This window comes from Streptomyces sp. NPDC028910 (assembly GCF_055564955.1).
On sequence record NZ_JBVHVF010000005.1, the window covers coordinates 18696 to 33914 of the forward strand.

The 15219-nt window shown below is 72.0% G+C and carries 17 protein-coding genes; 12 read left to right on the forward strand and 5 right to left on the reverse strand.

Annotation, left to right across the window (positions count from 1 at the left end):
* Nucleotides 1–111 precede the first annotated feature (111 nt).
* The 4 genes from ACZ4TV_RS09005 (at nucleotide 112) to ACZ4TV_RS09020 (ending at nucleotide 2239) form a co-directional block, all read left to right on the forward strand.
* Entirely contained in the window at nucleotides 112–483 is a 372-nt protein-coding gene (locus ACZ4TV_RS09005) for a WhiB family transcriptional regulator (RefSeq protein ID WP_468132306.1), read from the forward strand.
* The gene (locus tag ACZ4TV_RS09010; RefSeq protein WP_468132308.1) at nucleotides 480–809 is read left to right on the forward strand and encodes a hypothetical protein; all 330 of its coding nucleotides are present in this window, start codon (nucleotides 480–482) and stop codon (nucleotides 807–809) included. Before ACZ4TV_RS09005 ends, ACZ4TV_RS09010 begins: the two co-directional genes overlap by 4 nt.
* A gap of 155 nt (nucleotides 810–964) precedes the next feature.
* Nucleotides 965–1948, forward strand: a complete 984-nt coding sequence (locus ACZ4TV_RS09015) for a ParB/RepB/Spo0J family partition protein (protein WP_468132310.1) — start codon at nucleotides 965–967, stop codon at nucleotides 1946–1948.
* A gap of 84 nt (nucleotides 1949–2032) precedes the next feature.
* Nucleotides 2033–2239, forward strand: a complete 207-nt coding sequence (locus ACZ4TV_RS09020; RefSeq protein WP_468132312.1) for a hypothetical protein — start codon at nucleotides 2033–2035, stop codon at nucleotides 2237–2239.
* Between the two features lie 13 nt (nucleotides 2240–2252).
* On the opposite strand, the gene ACZ4TV_RS09025 is transcribed toward ACZ4TV_RS09020, so the two are convergent.
* Both ACZ4TV_RS09025 and ACZ4TV_RS09030 read right to left on the reverse strand, forming a co-directional pair.
* Entirely contained in the window at nucleotides 2253–3581 is a 1329-nt protein-coding gene (locus ACZ4TV_RS09025; RefSeq protein ID WP_468132314.1) for an ABC1 kinase family protein, read from the reverse strand.
* A gap of 84 nt (nucleotides 3582–3665) precedes the next feature.
* The gene (locus ACZ4TV_RS09030; RefSeq protein WP_468132316.1) at nucleotides 3666–4820 is read right to left on the reverse strand and encodes a ThiF family adenylyltransferase; all 1155 of its coding nucleotides are present in this window, start codon (nucleotides 4818–4820) and stop codon (nucleotides 3666–3668) included.
* 133 nt (nucleotides 4821–4953) lie between these two features.
* Here ACZ4TV_RS09030 and ACZ4TV_RS09035 point away from each other — a divergent pair, with 133 nt between their 5' ends.
* From ACZ4TV_RS09035 to ACZ4TV_RS09050, 4 genes are all read left to right on the forward strand, one after another.
* The gene (locus ACZ4TV_RS09035) at nucleotides 4954–5592 is read left to right on the forward strand and encodes a M48 metallopeptidase family protein (protein WP_468132318.1); all 639 of its coding nucleotides are present in this window, start codon (nucleotides 4954–4956) and stop codon (nucleotides 5590–5592) included.
* A 137-nt stretch (nucleotides 5593–5729) separates the two neighbouring features.
* Nucleotides 5730–7400 carry a TerD family protein gene (locus tag ACZ4TV_RS09040; RefSeq protein WP_468132320.1) on the forward strand — a complete coding sequence of 557 codons (1671 nt, stop codon included), beginning with the start codon at nucleotides 5730–5732 and terminating at the stop codon, nucleotides 7398–7400.
* Nucleotides 7401–7420: 20 nt separating this feature from the next.
* Nucleotides 7421–8101, forward strand: a complete 681-nt coding sequence (locus tag ACZ4TV_RS09045) for an AIM24 family protein (protein WP_468132838.1) — start codon at nucleotides 7421–7423, stop codon at nucleotides 8099–8101.
* Between the two features lie 17 nt (nucleotides 8102–8118).
* Nucleotides 8119–8874, forward strand: a complete 756-nt coding sequence (locus ACZ4TV_RS09050; protein ID WP_468132322.1) for an AIM24 family protein — start codon at nucleotides 8119–8121, stop codon at nucleotides 8872–8874.
* 70 nt (nucleotides 8875–8944) lie between these two features.
* On the opposite strand, the gene ACZ4TV_RS09055 is transcribed toward ACZ4TV_RS09050, so the two are convergent.
* Together ACZ4TV_RS09055 and ACZ4TV_RS09060 are read right to left on the reverse strand one after the other, a co-directional pair.
* The gene (locus tag ACZ4TV_RS09055; protein WP_468132324.1) at nucleotides 8945–9475 is read right to left on the reverse strand and encodes an NUDIX hydrolase; all 531 of its coding nucleotides are present in this window, start codon (nucleotides 9473–9475) and stop codon (nucleotides 8945–8947) included.
* A complete protein-coding gene (locus ACZ4TV_RS09060; protein ID WP_468132326.1) occupies nucleotides 9472–10917 on the reverse strand; it encodes a zinc-dependent metalloprotease in 1446 nt (481 codons plus the stop codon). The genes ACZ4TV_RS09055 and ACZ4TV_RS09060 overlap by 4 nt, the downstream gene beginning before the upstream one ends.
* A gap of 306 nt (nucleotides 10918–11223) precedes the next feature.
* Between ACZ4TV_RS09060 and ACZ4TV_RS09065 the strand changes: the two genes are divergently transcribed.
* The 4 genes from ACZ4TV_RS09065 to ACZ4TV_RS09080 all read left to right on the forward strand — a co-directional run bounded on the left by ACZ4TV_RS09065 (nucleotide 11224) and on the right by ACZ4TV_RS09080 (nucleotide 14543).
* Nucleotides 11224–12282, forward strand: a complete 1059-nt coding sequence (locus tag ACZ4TV_RS09065) for an SDR family oxidoreductase (RefSeq protein ID WP_468132840.1) — start codon at nucleotides 11224–11226, stop codon at nucleotides 12280–12282.
* A 213-nt stretch (nucleotides 12283–12495) separates the two neighbouring features.
* Nucleotides 12496–12957, forward strand: coding sequence for a molybdenum cofactor biosynthesis protein MoaE (locus ACZ4TV_RS09070; protein ID WP_468132328.1), 462 nt, complete (start codon nucleotides 12496–12498; stop codon nucleotides 12955–12957).
* Nucleotides 12958–13103: 146 nt separating this feature from the next.
* Nucleotides 13104–13307, forward strand: a complete 204-nt coding sequence (locus ACZ4TV_RS09075; protein ID WP_468132330.1) for a hypothetical protein — start codon at nucleotides 13104–13106, stop codon at nucleotides 13305–13307.
* Between the two features lie 144 nt (nucleotides 13308–13451).
* Complete coding sequence (locus ACZ4TV_RS09080) at nucleotides 13452–14543, forward strand: YlbL family protein (RefSeq protein ID WP_468132332.1); 1092 nt, start codon at nucleotides 13452–13454, stop codon at nucleotides 14541–14543.
* 72 nt (nucleotides 14544–14615) lie between these two features.
* Here ACZ4TV_RS09080 and ACZ4TV_RS09085 read toward each other — a convergent pair whose 3' ends face one another.
* A complete protein-coding gene (locus ACZ4TV_RS09085; RefSeq protein WP_468132334.1) occupies nucleotides 14616–15176 on the reverse strand; it encodes a PPA1309 family protein in 561 nt (186 codons plus the stop codon).
* Nucleotides 15177–15219: the final 43 nt, after the last annotated feature.

Genomic DNA, 15219 nt, shown 5'->3' on the forward strand with positions numbered 1-15219 from the left:
GAGCGAAGGGGCCTCGGGACTGGCAGAACCAGTCGGTGTGTAAACGCAGCCCAGCCGAAGCCGGCCGACCGGCCGGAACGACTAGCCGACCAAGACGAGGAAGAAACCACCGTGCAACTCGAAGCGCACGCCCCGTCCGTACCGCAGAGCCACACGATCTCCCCGCCCGCAGTCCCGGAGGACCACACCTTGACCCCGCTCACCGCGCTGACCGCGCTCGACGACGCCATCGAGAACCTCGGCGTTCCCGTCCCGTGCCGCACCTTCGACCCCGAGGTCTTCTTCGCCGAGTCCCCGGCCGACGTCGAGTACGCCAAGTCGCTCTGCCGCACCTGCCCGCTGGTCGAGGCCTGCCTCGCCGGGGCGATCGAGCGCCGCGAGCCCTGGGGTGTCTGGGGTGGCGAGCTCTTCGTCCAGGGTGTCGTCGTCGCCCGCAAGCGGCCGCGTGGCCGTCCGCGCAAGAACCCGGTTGTCGCGGCATGACCGCCATCGGAACCATCGACCGCCCCCTGACGCACGACCCCTTGAAGCAGGCCCTCATGACCGCCCACACCACGAGCGAGCAGCCCCACGGCGCCGCCCACGCAGACTTCATCACCGCCGGCGCGATCACCTCGCGTCAGAACAGGACCCGCGAAATGCAACTCATCCAAGAAGCCCTGGCTCGTGCCCATATGGACGAGCGCATGCGTGAGGTGGACGCCGAGCGTCACGCCGTGCGCCTGGTCGCCGCCCGCCGCATGCAGCGGCGAGCCGAGCGCGTCTCCATGCGCGCCCGCCGCGCGCTGGCCATGGCCGTCATGCACTAATCGCTCTCGGAGCCAGAAGAGACAACAGGCGTCGGCCCCCACCACCCGGACACCGGGCGGTGGGGGCCGACGCCTGTCCGCGCTGCGCCACCTCTGTCCGCGCTGCGCCACCTCCCGGCACGCCCGCTCCGGGCACGCGCTCTAGGGTGCTGCGCATGCAGCGTGATACGAGGAGCGAGCCGCTCGCGGTGAGGCCGGTCGAGCTCGCGCACAACCCGTTCAATCCGCGTGACGAGCTCGGTGACATCGAGGAGATGGCCGGGTCACTGAGGACCAAGGGGCAGATCCACCCCGTCACCGTGGTCCGGCGTGCGGCGTTCCTCGCCGTTCACGCCGGGCAGGAACGCGGGCTCGGCAAGGCCGCGTACGTCGTCGTCGACGGGAACCGCAGGCTCGCCGCGGCGCGTGTGGCCGGGCTCGACGAGCTCCGGATCGACGTCCGCGACGAACTGGCCCTGAGCGCCGAGGACATCCTGGAGTCAGCGCTGATTACCAGCATCCACCGGGCGGACCTCGGCCCGCTGGAGGAGGCCACCGCGATCCGGCAACTGGTCCGGGCCCACGGGTCCCAGAAGGAGGTCGCCGACCGGCTCGGCAAGTCCCAGGCTTGGGTCTCGCAACGGCTCGCCCTGCTCAAGCTCGCCGACGACCTCAAGGACAAGGTCCGCAGCGGCGAGCTGCCGGTGAAGGAGGCCCGCCGCATCGGCGGCCTGCCGCCGGAGCAGCAGCGGGCGGAGGCGCAGAAGGTGATGAACCGCACCAAGTCCCCGCGCAGGGCGCCGAATTCGACCGGACCCGACGTGGCCGAGCCGGTTAACCCGGTTAAGCCGGCCGATCCGGTGGATGCGTTCGCCGAGTACGTCGAGCGCACGGTCGACTTCGCCTACGGGATGCGGGACATCGCCGCCGCCTACCGCCAGGCCGCCACCGCCGACCAGGCCGCGGCGGACCGCCTGGTGGCGCGCCTGCGGGAACGCCTGGACCGGGTCACACGACACCTCGCGCCGGCGCCCCCGCGCTGGCTGCCCGATCCGCTCTCCCGGTGGGGCGCCACTCTGTACGCCTTCGCCGGTGCGGTGCTCTGGGAGACCGTCAGCTACGCGGCGCACCACGTCGACGTGACGATCACCCTGGTCTGAGCCGGACCCGCCCGAAGGGGAACGGGCCTTTCCGTCGGTGCGTTGCGCGGGGCTGTCCACCCCGGACGGGGATATCGTCTGGAGGTGGACCAGCCGACTCCCCACCCCGTCCCGTCGGAATCCGAGGCCCAGCCCGTCGTCTGCGCGCGCTGCGGCACACGGTCCCCCAACGGCGCCCCGCCCACCTGGACCTGTTCCGTGGAGAACGGGACCAGACAGTACTTCTGCGTCGACTGCGCGCGCGCCAACCTCCGCGCGATCGAAGGCAGGCTCGACTCCTCCTGGTGGTGACCCCCTTACGGAGTCACTCTGCGGACGCGAACCCGGGCAGCCAGGCGTCCAGTTCGTCCCGCAGGCGCACCGTCGCGCCCAGCTGGCACAGCACCCCGATCGTGCTCAGCGTCACCCGGTGGATCAGCAGGTACGAAGGCGGCAGATTGATCTGTCGGCCCAACTGGTGTGCGGGGGAGCGGGGATCGGCGATCCGCGCCGCCTGGCCGCGCAGCCACGGCCGGGTGAAGGTGAACTCCTCGGCCTCGGCGGGCTCGATGATCGGCTTGAGGTAGTCCAGCACCGCGTCGGGGTCCAGTTCGATGGACTCCTTCACGAACCCCTCGGCGCACAGGTGCCCGTAGACGCCCTCGGCGTCACCGTCCAGCGTCATCCGCAGCGACCTGCCGATGGGCTTGGGCCAGCCACCCGGCAGCCGGTCGACCGTGCCGAAGTCCAGGACGCCCAGCCGCATCCGGCCGTCCGCCCCCTGTATCAGCCGGAAGTTGCCCGGGTGCGGATCCGCGTGCAGCAGACCGGTGCGCGCGGGACCGGAGAAGAGGAACCGGGCCAGCAGCTGCCCGGCGCGGTCGCGCTCCTCCTGGGTGCCGTCGGCTATCACCTCCGACAGCGGGGTCCCCTCCATCCACTCGGTCACCAGCACCTGGTCGCCCTGGTGCACGACATCCGGCACCACCACGTCCGGGTCGCCCTCGAAGGCGTCCGCATGCGTCCGCTGGGCCTCGGCCTCCAGCTCGTAGTCGAGCTCCTCCGAGACCCGGTCGCGCAACTCCTTGATCAGCGGCTTGATCTCCATGCCGGGGATCAGCGGGCCCAGCAGCCCCGCGAACCGGCCCAGCTGCTTCAGGTCCGACAGCAGCGCCTCACCGGCCCCCGGGTACTGGACCTTGACCGCCACCTGCCGGCCGTCGTGCCACACCGCCCGGTGCACCTGCCCGATCGAGGCCGCCGCGGCCGGCTTGTCCTCGAACTCCTCGAACAGCTCCCGCCAGTCCGCGCCGAGACGCTCCGCCAGCACCTGGTGCACGGTCGCCGCGGGCAGGGGCGGGGCGGCCTCCTGGAGCTTGGTCAACGCGGCCCGATAGGGCCCCGCGACCTCCTCCGGCAGGGCCGACTCGAAGACCGACAGGGCCTGCCCGAACTTCATGGCACCGCCCTTCAGCTCTCCGAGCGTGCGGAACAACTGCTCGGCGGTGCGCTGCTGGAGCTCGCGCGCCACGATCTCCGCCGACCTGCCGCCGATCCGCTTGCCCAGCCCCCAGGTGGCCCGACCCGCGATGCCGAGCGGCAGCGCGGCCAGCTTGACGGTACGGGTGACCGCCTTCCGGGGAAGATCAGACATGAGCCCCTCCAATTCCCAGACACCTGCGCCGCAAGCGGCGGATTCAGGAAAGCCCCTCTGGCTCAACAGACCACCCGCATCCTGTCATGGCCCTCCCGGCCGGTCCCCTCCCGCGTCTCCCCTTCCGGCAGGTCCCACGTGCTGGAGCGGCTCCGGGCGCTCCGCGCTCGCGCCGCAGGGGCAGTCCGGGTGGGGGCGGACCGGGGTGGGCTGCCAGTGGAGGGCGGGCAGGGCCGCCTCCCAGCGGGAGGCGGTGGAGGCGGGCAGTTGCCCGTCGAGGAAGGAGAGCGCGTGGGCCGCGGCCAGGCCGGCCACCGCCGTGGACAGGCCCAGGTCGCAAGCGGCGCTCGCGCGGCGGCGGTGGATCGAGCGCCACTGCACCAGCATCCTCGGCCAGGCCGCGTCCCGGTCCACGCGGTCGCGCTCCATGCACCCCGCGCACGCCGTCACGCCCGGCAGCACCAGCGGCCCCACCAGCCCCGTCCCCTCCAGCACCCCCGCGTACAGGTGCGGTACGCCCGTGGCCACCCAGTCGGCCGCGGTGTCCGGATCAGGGGCCCAGGCGTGCAGCCCGTCCCGGGGCGCGACCACCACCAGCGCCAGCCCCGCTTCCCGGCCCTCGCCCTCCCCGGCCCGCGAGGCGCGCCCAGGGGCCGACTCGCGCACCAGCTTCCCCGCGGCCTCGGCCCGCAGCCGGCCCACGCTGCCGGGACCCAGCCCGCCCGGCGCCACGTCCGCCGGCTCCACCCGCCCCCCGTCGAGCACTTCGACCCGGCCGACGCCGGCTCCCGACAGGACCGCGGCGATCACCGAGCCCACCCGGCCGCTCCCGCGCACCCGCACCCGTATCGCCCGGCGCGCGGCAGCCGCCCGTAAGTCCCCGCCCGGCTCCCGGTGGACCAGGGACAGCGACCCCAGATCGGGCCCCAGCCGCTCCAGGACCTCCGGATGCCTGCGCACGGCCTGGGCCCGGGCGCCGCCCGCCGTGGCGTCATCCAGCAGACCGGCCCCCGCCAGCTGCCTGACCAGTTCGTCGGCCCGGCCGTCCGGCAGACCCATCCCCGCGGCTTCGGCCCGCAGCAGTTCCATCCCGCGCGTCCCATCGATCCGGTCGATGAGCGACCCCGTCGCCGTGTCCACGGGCCCGAGCACCACCGCATGGGCGGGTGTCACCCCGAACTGCACCGTCTGCAGATCCCGCCAGGCCCGCGCCAGCGCAGGCTTCACCTTCGGATACATGTCCGATCCCCCTCGATTTCCCGTGCGGACTCGCGCCGCCCGCCGCCTGATCTCCCGCTCCTCCGCAACACTGCCCGTCCGCCCCCACCCGTGCAGGAATTTGTCCACAGGCAAGGCGTATTAGGCATATGAGATGAAGGGAAATGCCGTTCCGGATATCGGCTGCGCATCGCTCGCGTTCGAACCATGGACGGACGGGACTTCGGCCACCGCTACCGGGTACCGTCGTGGCGTGTCCGCCGACCCCCCGCAGCGCGCCGTCGAAGTCCGCCGGAGCGCGCGCCGCCGCAGGACCGTATCCGCCTACCGCGAGGGTGACCGTACGGTCGTCCTCATCCCTGCCCGGATGTCCGAGGCGGAGGAGCGGCGCTGGGTGGGCGTCATGCTCGACAAGCTGGCCGCCCAGGAGAGCAAGCGCACCATCGGCGACGCGGAACTCACCGAGCGCGCCGAACGTCTGTCCGAGCAGTACTTCGGCGGCCGGGCCCGCCCCCGCTCGGTCCGCTGGGTCACCAACCAGAACACCCGCTGGGGCTCCTGCACCCCGGCCGAAGGCAGCATCCGGCTCTCCCACCGCCTCCAGGGGATGCCGGAGTACGTCGTCGACTACGTGCTCCTGCACGAGCTGGCCCACCTCCTCGTACCCGGCCACGGGCCCCGCTTCTGGGAACTGCTGGAGCCGTACCCGCGCACCGAGCGGGCCCGCGGGTACCTGGAGGGAGTGGTGGCGGCCGAACGCCTGCCGAAGGTCCCCGCCGCCCGCGAGGAATGAGCCCGAAGGCCCGCGACCGCCGCCATGTCACACACCGTGATATGTACCGGGTCGGTACCGACTTGGCCGGATGTCGGCAGTTGCCGTTAGCCTGAGCGGCACGTATTCACAGTCGGGATGGGGGACGGTCGTTACGTATGGCCAGGGAATTCCAACGCGGCCACAAGGCCAAGATCAGTGATCTGACGGCGGGCACCGATCTGTACGTGGGCGTCCAGATCGCCGGGCCCGGACTCGCCTTCGACATCAGCTGTTTCGGCCTCGACGCCAATGAGCAGCTGTCGGACGACCGCTACTTCGTCTTCTTCAACCAGCCGAAGTCGCCGGAAGAGTCCATTCAGCAACTCGGTGCGCAGTCCGGTGACACCGAATCCTTCCGGGTGACACTGGACCGCATCCCGGCGTCCATCCACAAGCTGTCCTTCACCGCGACCATCGACGGCGCCGGACAGATGTCGCAGATCGGCCCGGGCTACATCCGGATCGTGGCGGGCGGCGAAGAGGTCGTCCGGTACGCCTTCACCGGCGCGGAGTTCACCACCGAGCGGGCCGTGATGCTCGGCGACTTCTACCTCAAGGACGTATGGCGCTTCGCCGCCGTCGGCCAGGGCTTCGACGGCGGGCTCGACGCGCTGCTGAGGAACTTCGGCGGCGAGGTCGCCGAAGAGGCGCAGCCGCAGGCTCCGGCCCCGGCCGCCGCCTCGCCCGGATTCGCCCCGCCGCCGCAGGCGGCCGCCCCGGCTCCGTCCTTCGGTGCTCCGGCCCCGGCGCAGCAGGCCCCGCAGGCCCCGGCCCCCGCGCCGTCCTTCGGCGCGCCCGCGCCCGCCGCCCCGCAGCCGCAGTACCAGCAGCCCGCGGCCCCCGCTCCGGCGCACGCCGCGCCCACCATGGCCGCGCCGCTCGCCCCGCCGGCCCCCGCGCCGTACGGGCAGCCGCCGCAGCAGCCCTCGTACGGTCAGGTCCCCGGCCAGGTCCCCGGCCAGTACCCGGGCCAGGTCCCGCCGCCCGCTCCGGCGCCCGCCCCCTACGGGCAGCAGCCGGGTTACGGCCAGGTCCCAGGCCAGGTCCCGGGCCAGGTCCCCGGCCAGCAGCCGCCCGCGTACGGTCAGCAGCCCGGCTATACCCCCCAGGCCGCCGCCCCCGTCGCAGCCGGCCTCGCCGCCGCGCTCCAGCCGTACAAGGAAGCCCCCACCGGCTCCCGCTGGACCCCGCAGAACCAGCAACTCATGCGCGTCGACCTCGCGATGGGCGGCCAGGCCGTCCTCGCCCGCCAGGGCAGCATGGTCCTGTACCAGGGCAAGGTCGACTTCAGCTACAAGGGCGCGGGCTTCGCCGGCCGCATCGTCGGCAATGCCACCGGCCAGGAGATGCAGCTCATGCGCTGCACCGGCCGCGGCCAGGTCTTCCTCGCCGAGAACGGCGCCCACCTGCACGCCATCGAGCTCCAGGGCGACGGGATCTGCGTTTCCGCCGAGGCCGTCCTCGCCTTCGACGAGTCGCTCCAGCACGAGGTCCGCCGGATCGAGGGCCACGGCATCCCCGGCGGCGCCCTGTTCACCATGCAGTTCCAGGGCACCGGCACGGTGATCGTCAAGACGCACGGCGTCCCGGTGGTCCTGCCCGTCACCCCGACCACCTTCGCGGACAGCAACGCCATCGTCGCGTGGTCCTCCGCCGCGCAGGTGGTCCTGTCCAGCCAGGTCCGGCTGCGGCGCAACGCCTACCCCGGCCACAGCGGGGAGACCGTGAACCTCCAGTTCCGCGGCGCTCCCGGCAACTTCATCGTCGTCCAGCCGTACGAGGTCTGAGGGAGCCCGACATGAACGCAATGAACCAGCAGCTCGCGGGCTACGCCCCGACCCCCGTCACGGCCCGCATGGAGAACCACGGCCGGGCCATGCTCAAGGTCGCCATGCAGAGCGGCCAGGACCTCTTCGCCCGCACCGGCTCGATGGTCGCCTACGAGGGCTTCGTGCAGTACGAGCCCAACCCGCCGGCCGTCCGCCAGATGGCCGCGCAGTGGGTCACCGGCGAAGGCGCACCGCTGATGAAGTGCACCGGCGACGGCCTGCTCTACCTCGCCGACTACGGCGCCGACGTCGTCGTCATCAACCTCAACAACGACTCGCTCTCCGTCAACGGCACCAACCTGCTCGCCTTCGACGCCCACCTCCAGTGGGGCGTCGAGCGGGTCAAGGGTCTCGCCAAGTTCGCCGGCCAGGGCCTGTTCAACGTGGAGATCGCGGGCACGGGCTGGGTGGCCCTGACCTCCCGCGGCACCCCGATCGTGGTCGACTGCGGCCGCGGCGAGGACGAGACGTACGTCGACCCGGACGCGCTCGTCGCCTGGTCGCCGAATCTCAAGGTCAAGGGCAAGCGCAGCTTCAAGGCCTCGTCGATGATCGGCCGGGGCAGCGGGGAGGCCTACCAGATGGCCTTCTCCGGCCAGGGCATCGTCGTCGTACAGCCCAGCGAGGACAGCACCGACCGGCTCCGGGTCCGGGGCTGAGGGGGAGCGGACACATCATGCAGAGCGCACTTTTCGCCCACGCCGAGGCGCAGTCCCAGGACCGGTACACCGTCCAGAACCCGCAGTTGCTGCGGGTCTCGCTGAGCGGCACCGACGACGTACTCGCCCGCAAGGGCGCGATGGTCGCCTACCAGGGGCTCATCGACTTCGACGGCGAATACCAGAGCACCGGCCAACGCAACGCCCGTCGCCGCACCGGCGAGGGCCTGGACCTCATGCGCTGCTCCGGGCAGGGCACGGTCTATCTGGCCAACCTGGCCCAGTACGTGCACGTGGTGGACGTGGAACAGGAAGGCCTGACTGTCGACAGCAGTTACGTCCTGGCCCTGGACTCCACCCTGCACACCGAGGTCATCGCGGTGGACAGCCAGTACGGAATCTCCGGTTCCGGCAAGTATCAGCTCAACATCACCGGTCGTGGCAAGGTCGCGCTGATGACCTCCGGGCAGCCGCTGATGATGCACGTCACGCCCGACAAGTACGTGAACGTCGACGCGGACGCCATCGTCGCCTGGTCGACCTCGCTCCGTGTGCAGATGCAGGCCCAGACGCACTCCAGCGGAGTGTGGCGGCGGCGCGGCAACACCGGCGAGGGCTGGGAGCTCAGCTTCCTCGGCACCGGCATCGCGCTGGTGCAGCCCAGCGAGGTGCTGCCGCCGCAGAACGCTCAGGTCGGACAGGGCGTCGCGGCGCAGTTCGGCATGGGCCAGCACGGCGCCCACGCGCAGAACCAGAACAACGCCTGGAACTGAGCGGCACCGGCACGGCGAAGGGGCGGCTCCGTCAGGGGCCGCCCCTTCGGCGTCGTACGCGCACCTGCGCTCAGCCGGCGAGCCGTGCCAAGGTCGCTTCCAGCAGCCGTACGACGGAGGTGTCGGCCACCGCCGCCACCTCCTGGTACGGGAACCACCGCAGGTCCAGGGACTCCTCGCTGATCTCCGCCACCGCGCCGGCCGGAGCCAGCGCCGCGTACTGCACGTCCAGGTGCCAGTTGCACGGCGCCGGGATCGGATGCCGGTCCAGGCGCACTGGGCCGCCGGGCAGCACGCTCAGCCCGGACGCGATGCCCGACTCCTCCCGGGCCTCGCGCAGCGCCGCCGCGACGAGGGTGTCGTCGCCGGGCTCGCAGTGCCCGCCCATCTGCAGCCACATGCCCAGCTTCTTGTGCAGGGTCAGCAGGACGCGCCCGCGTGCCGGGTCGATCACCAGCGCACTGGCGGTCACGTGCCCGGCCCCGCAGGGCTTGTAGACCCCGTCCGGATGGGCGGCGAGGTGCCCCAGGTAGACGTCGCGCAGCTCGGACTGGTCCTCGTAGCCCTTCAGGACGAGGACCGCGTCGTCGTACAGGCTCACTTCTTCTCTTCGCCCCCGCCGTCTCCCTGACCGCCCTGACCGCCCTGATCGCGCTGGTCACGCTTCTCGGCGGCCTCGCCGAGCATCTTGTCGATCTCGGAGAAGTCCAGCTGCTCGCGGTGCACGAAGCCGTCCGGGTCGTCCAGGTCGGAGGCCGTCGGCAGCATGTCCGGGTGCTCCCACAGCCCGTCGCGGCCGTCCACACCCCGCGCGTCGGTGAGCGAGGCCCACAGGCGTGAGGCGTCGCGCAGCCGGCGCGGGCGCAGCTCCAGGCCGATCAGCGTGGCGAAGGTCTGCTCCGCCGGGCCGCCCGAGGCGCGCCGCCGCCGCATCGTCTCGCGCATCGCGTCCGCCGAGGTCAGCCGGGGCTTGGCAGCCTCGTGCACCACGGCGTCGACCCAGCCCTCGACCAGCGCGAGCGCGGTCTCCAGGCGGGCCAGGGCGGCCTTCTGCTCGGGGGTGTCCTGCGGCTGGAACATGCCGCCCTGCAGCGCTTCCTGCAACTGCTCCGGATTCGACGGGTCCAGCTGGCCGACCACGTCCTCCAGCTTCGAGGTGTCGACCTTGATGCCGCGGGCGTAGCCCTCCACCGTGCCGAACAGGTGCGAGCGCAGCCACGGCACGTGCGCGAAGAGCCGGGCGTGGGCCGCCTCGCGCAGCGCCAGGTACAGCCGCACCTCGTCGGAGGGGACGCCCAGGTCCTTGCCGAAGCCCTCGATGTTCAGCGGCAGGAGCGCGGCCTTGCCGGCCGGGCCCAGCGGCAGCCCGATGTCGGTGGAGCCGACGACCTCGCCCGCGAGCACGCCCACGGCCTGGCCGATCTGCTGACCGAACATGGCCCCGCCCATGGAGCGCATCATGCCGAGCAGCGGGCCCGCCATGGCCTGCATCTCCTCGGGCAGGACGCTGCCCATGGCCGCGCCGACCCGCTCGGCGACCGGGTCCACGAGCTCCCTCCACACCGGAAGGGTCGCCTCGACCCACTCGGCGCGGCTCCACGCCACGGCCGTGGTGGCACCCGAGGGCAGTGACGTCACGCCGTCCAGCCAGTGGTCGGCGAGCCGCACGGCCTCCTCGACGGCGGACTTCTCGGCGATGCCGACGCTCGCGTCCTTCACGCCGTCCGACGTGCCTTGCGCGACGGTCTGGCGGGCGATGTCCTTGGCCATGTCCCAGTTCACGGGACCGCCCTCGTAACTGAGCATCTGACCGAGCTGCTGGAAGGCCGCACCGAGGTCGTTGGGGTTCATCGAACCGAACATCGCGGCGAACGGATTGTCCGCGCCGCCGAGGCCGCCCGCGCTGCCCGGCAGGCCCATGCCGGGGAACCCGAAGGGATTCGCGGGGCCGCCCTGGCCGCCCTGGTCGCCCTTCTTCTTGCCTTCGTCGCCGTTGTCCGGCTCCTCCGGCGGAAGGCCGAATCCGAATGGGGTGTCGCTCACGGGTTTCCTCGGCTCGTAGGGCCGCCGGCGGGAGCCGACGGGCAATGGTCCGACAACACCACCCAGCGTAGACACCAGAGCCGCATACGGGCTCGGTGCTCCGCCGGCTCCTGGGCTGCGGCAGGATGGACATCACCTGGTGGGTACGCGTCACGGCGCGTCCCTACTGAAGACAACCGCTGGAGACGCCCGGTGAGTTCCCCAGATCCGCACGCTTTGGACAAGCACAGCTCGGACAAGCACAGCTCGGACGAGCACGGTGACAGCGCCCCCGGCGTTCGCCAGCCGCGAAACACGGCCGGCCACCTGCGACGCAGCCCCGTGATCGCCGTGACCGGCGCCGCGTCGGGTGTCGGCGCCGCCCTGGTCAGCCGCCTGGCCGCCTCCGACGAGGTCAAGCAGGTCGTCGCCATCGACGAGCGACGGGGCGACTGCGCGACCGCGCAGTGGCACATCCTGGACGTACGGGACCCCGCGATCGCGGAGAAGTTGCGCGGCGCGGACGTCGTGGTCCACCTCGCCCTGGACCTCGATCTGGAGACGGACCCGGCCGCCCGTACGGCGTACAACGTGCGCGGGACGCAGACCGTCCTCACGGCGGCCGCCGCGGCCGGCGTGCACCGGGTCGTGCTCTGCACTTCGGCGATGGTCTACGGGGCCCTGCCGGACAACGACATCCCGCTGTCGGAGGACTCCGAGCTGCGGGCCACCGCCGAGGCGACCGGCGTCGGCGACCTGCTGGAGATCGAGCGCCTCGGCCGCCGGGCGCCCCGCGCCCACCCCGGCCTGAACGTCACCGTCATCCGCCCGGCGGTCCTGGTCGGCGGTACGGACACCGCCCTGACCCGGTACTTCGAGTCCCCGCGCCTGCTCGTGGTGGCGGGTTCCCGCCCGACGTGGCAGTTCTGCCATGTGGAGGACCTGGTCAGCGCCCTGGAGTACGCGGCCCTGGAAAAGGTCGAGGGCGAGCTGGCCGTGGGCTGCGAGGGGTGGCTGGAGCAGGAGGAGGTCGAGGAGCTGAGCGGTATCCGCCGGATGGAGCTCCCCTCGGCGGTCGCGCTGGGCGCGGCGGCCCGGCTGCACCGGATCGGCCTGACGCCCTCCCCGGCGGGCGACCTCGCGTACACGATGCACCCGTGGGTGGTCAGCGTGAGCGGGCTGCACGCGGCGGGCTGGCGGCCGCGCTGGACCAACGAGGAGGTGCTCGCCGAGCTCCTCCAGGAGGTCGCGGGCCGCCACACGGTCGCGGGCCGCCGGCTGGGTCGCAAGGACGCCGCGACGGCCGCGGGGGCGGCGGGCGCGACGGTGGCCCTGCTGGGCGCCGCCGCCGCGGTCCGCCGGGCGCGGAAGCGGCGCGGGATCTGACCGCCCGCCTGCGGCGCCGCTGCGCAAGCGGCCCCGGGCTGCGCCCGGGCTTCCGGGGCTCCGCCCCCGACCCCGCGCCTCAAACGCCGGCGGGGCTGGATTTGCCGGCGGGCAGGATCGGCCCGGGTTCTGTAGGAGGCTCCCAAGGGGGTGGGGCCGGCCCGGGTGAATCTGCTATTTCGCCATGTCAGTGGCTAGGGCACGATGGACGGTATGGCACCGCACTTCGATCACCCCGGCGAGCAGGCCGCTCAGGACCCGATCCGGCTGCTCGAGATCCGTGACACCCCGCTCTCGATCGACGAGGTCTTCCAGGCCGTCGGCGACGACGCGACCGGCGGGACGACGCTCTTCGTCGGCACGGTGCGCAACCACGACAGCGGGGCGGACGTCGATTCGCTCGGCTACTCCTGCCACCCGACGGCCGAGGCCGAGATGCGACGGGTCGCCGAGCGCGTCGTGGCGAAGTACCCGGTCCGCGCCCTGGCCGCCGTGCACCGCGTGGGCGACCTCGCCGTCGGCGACCTGGCGGTCGTCGTCGCCGTCTCCTGCCCGCACCGCGGCGAGGCCTTCGATGCCTGCCGGATGCTGATCGACGACCTCAAGCACGAGGTCCCGATCTGGAAGCACCAGACCTTCGCCGACGGCACGGAGGAATGGGTCGGGGCCTGCTGAACCCCCCGGTCGGGGAGCGGCCCCCGGATGGGGGTAACCTCGCACCCGTTCGGCCGCGCAACACGCCCTCGATTTGCGTAACCCCCCCACGGGCACGAGCGTTGAAGCCACCAACGATGCGTAATCCGGGGTAGGGAGGCACGCCCATGGCGTCTCTGGCGTGGTTGCTGATTCCGCTGTTCGCGGCGATCGGAGCGGGCATATGGGGGAGCTGGGCGGCACGCGACCGCACCCAAGGTGACATATCCGAGCTCGCCGGATACGCGCGCTTCCGTGAAGCCATGAGCAGTGCTGATCAGGTCAGGGTGCAGGTGAAGGCAGAGGCTCACTCCGGTTCCGACGCCGTCTGACGCCTCGCGTCGCGTCGGTCCCGTCCCGCCGTCCCGCCCTCGTCCCCGTTCCGCCCGTGAGATTCCCCTGAGAGTTCCGCCCGGGGTCCCGTACGGACCGGCCCCGGGGGCCGCCGGTCAAGGCCGTCCCGTACTGTCGGAACCATGCCACGCCGCACTGCGACGATGCTCGCTTCCACCCTGGTGCTGTTCGCGCTGCTCTGCGCAGGGGTGTTCATCAGGGTCCCGTACTCGGAGATGAGTCCCGGCCCGACCGTGAACACGCTCGGGGATTCGCGTGGCGAGCCCGTTCTCAGCATCACGGGTCGCAAGACGTACCCGACCAGCGGTCACCTCAACATGACGACGGTCCGCGTCACGGGCGCGGACTACGACATGAACCTGCTGGAAGCGGTGTACGGGTGGCTGGCCGGCGACAACATCGTCGTCCCGCACGAGAACCTCTACCCGAACGGCAAGACGGACGCGGAGTCCACCCAGGAGAACGCCGAGGAGTTCAGCCACTCGCAGCAGAGCGCCAAGGTGGCGGCCCTGAAGCAGCTCGGCATCCCGGTCAGTGCCCGGGTGATCGTCTCCTCCGTCGTCAAGGCGAGCCCCGCCGAAGGCCGGCTGCACGCCGGTGACGTGATCAAGGCCGTGGACGGCACCCCCGTCACCGCCCCCGAGGACGTCGCCAAGCTCGTCACCAAGCACAAGCCCGGCGAGACGGTCGAGTTCACCGTCGTGCCCGCCGCGGAGGCGGCCGAGGCGGCGAAGGCGAACCGCGAGCCCACCGGTGCGACGAAGGTGTCGATCACCGCGGGCAAGGCGGAGGGCGACGGACACGCGATCGTCGGCATCCGGGCGGGCACCGACTACACCTTCCCCTTCACGATCGACATCAAGCTCGCCGACGTCGGCGGCCCGAGCGCCGGTCTGATGTTCGCCCTCGGCATCGTCGACAAGCTCACCCCGCAGGACCTGACCGGCGGGAAGTTCGTCGCGGGCACCGGCACCATCGACGAAGCGGGCAAGGTCGGCCCGATCGGCGGCATCCAGATGAAGACCATCGGAGCGCGCCAGGCCGGCGCCCAGTACTTCCTGACGCCCGCCGACAACTGCGCTGCCGCGTCCGTCGACGTGCCCGCCGGGCTGACCCTGGTGAAGGTATCCACCATCGAAGACGCCACGAAGTCACTGGAGAAGATCAGCAAGGGGGACACGGCCGGGCTGCCGCAGTGCGGCGCCAAGCCCTGACCGGTCCGCCCAGCAAAGCGGCCTGAAGCCGCCTGAAGCAGCCTGAAACGGCCCGGAGCGCCCCGAAGCGGCCTACGAGAAGGTCGCGGCCAGCGCCTCCGCCAGCCCGGGCACCAGGTTCCCGCCGGTCAGGACCTCGGTCGAGGAGTCCTTCTCGCGCAGCCGTACGGCCGACTCGCGCGAGCCGTCGCGCAGTACGGCCACGGTCAGGCGCACCTCCTGCCGCTCCGGGTGTCCCGCGACCCACTTCGCCAGCTGCTTGTCGCTCAGCCCCTCCGGTACGGAGGCCTCCGCGGACGGCGGCAGCATCAGCCGCTCCACCGTCAGCGCACAGCCGACGACGGCGTCGGGCCAGGCGATGGTGCCCAGGAACTTGTCGAGAGGGGTCCCGGCCGGGACCTCGTCCTGCTCGATGGGGGTGAGGGAGCTCTTGCCGGCGTCGTCCTGGTCGAGGCCGAGCTGGGAGGCGAGGCGCGGCTCCTGCTTCTTGAGCCGGGCGGTGTCGACGAGCGCGAAGAGCCGCGCGGGCTTGTCCCAGCCGAGGCCGGCCGCGTACTCGTCGATCTCGAGGCAGGCACGGGTCAGCGGGCTGGCCGCCATGGGAGTGCCGGGGGAAGGTGAAAGGTTGGACATGGGAAACATCCTGCCTCCTTTCCGCCGGATACCGGGAACTGAC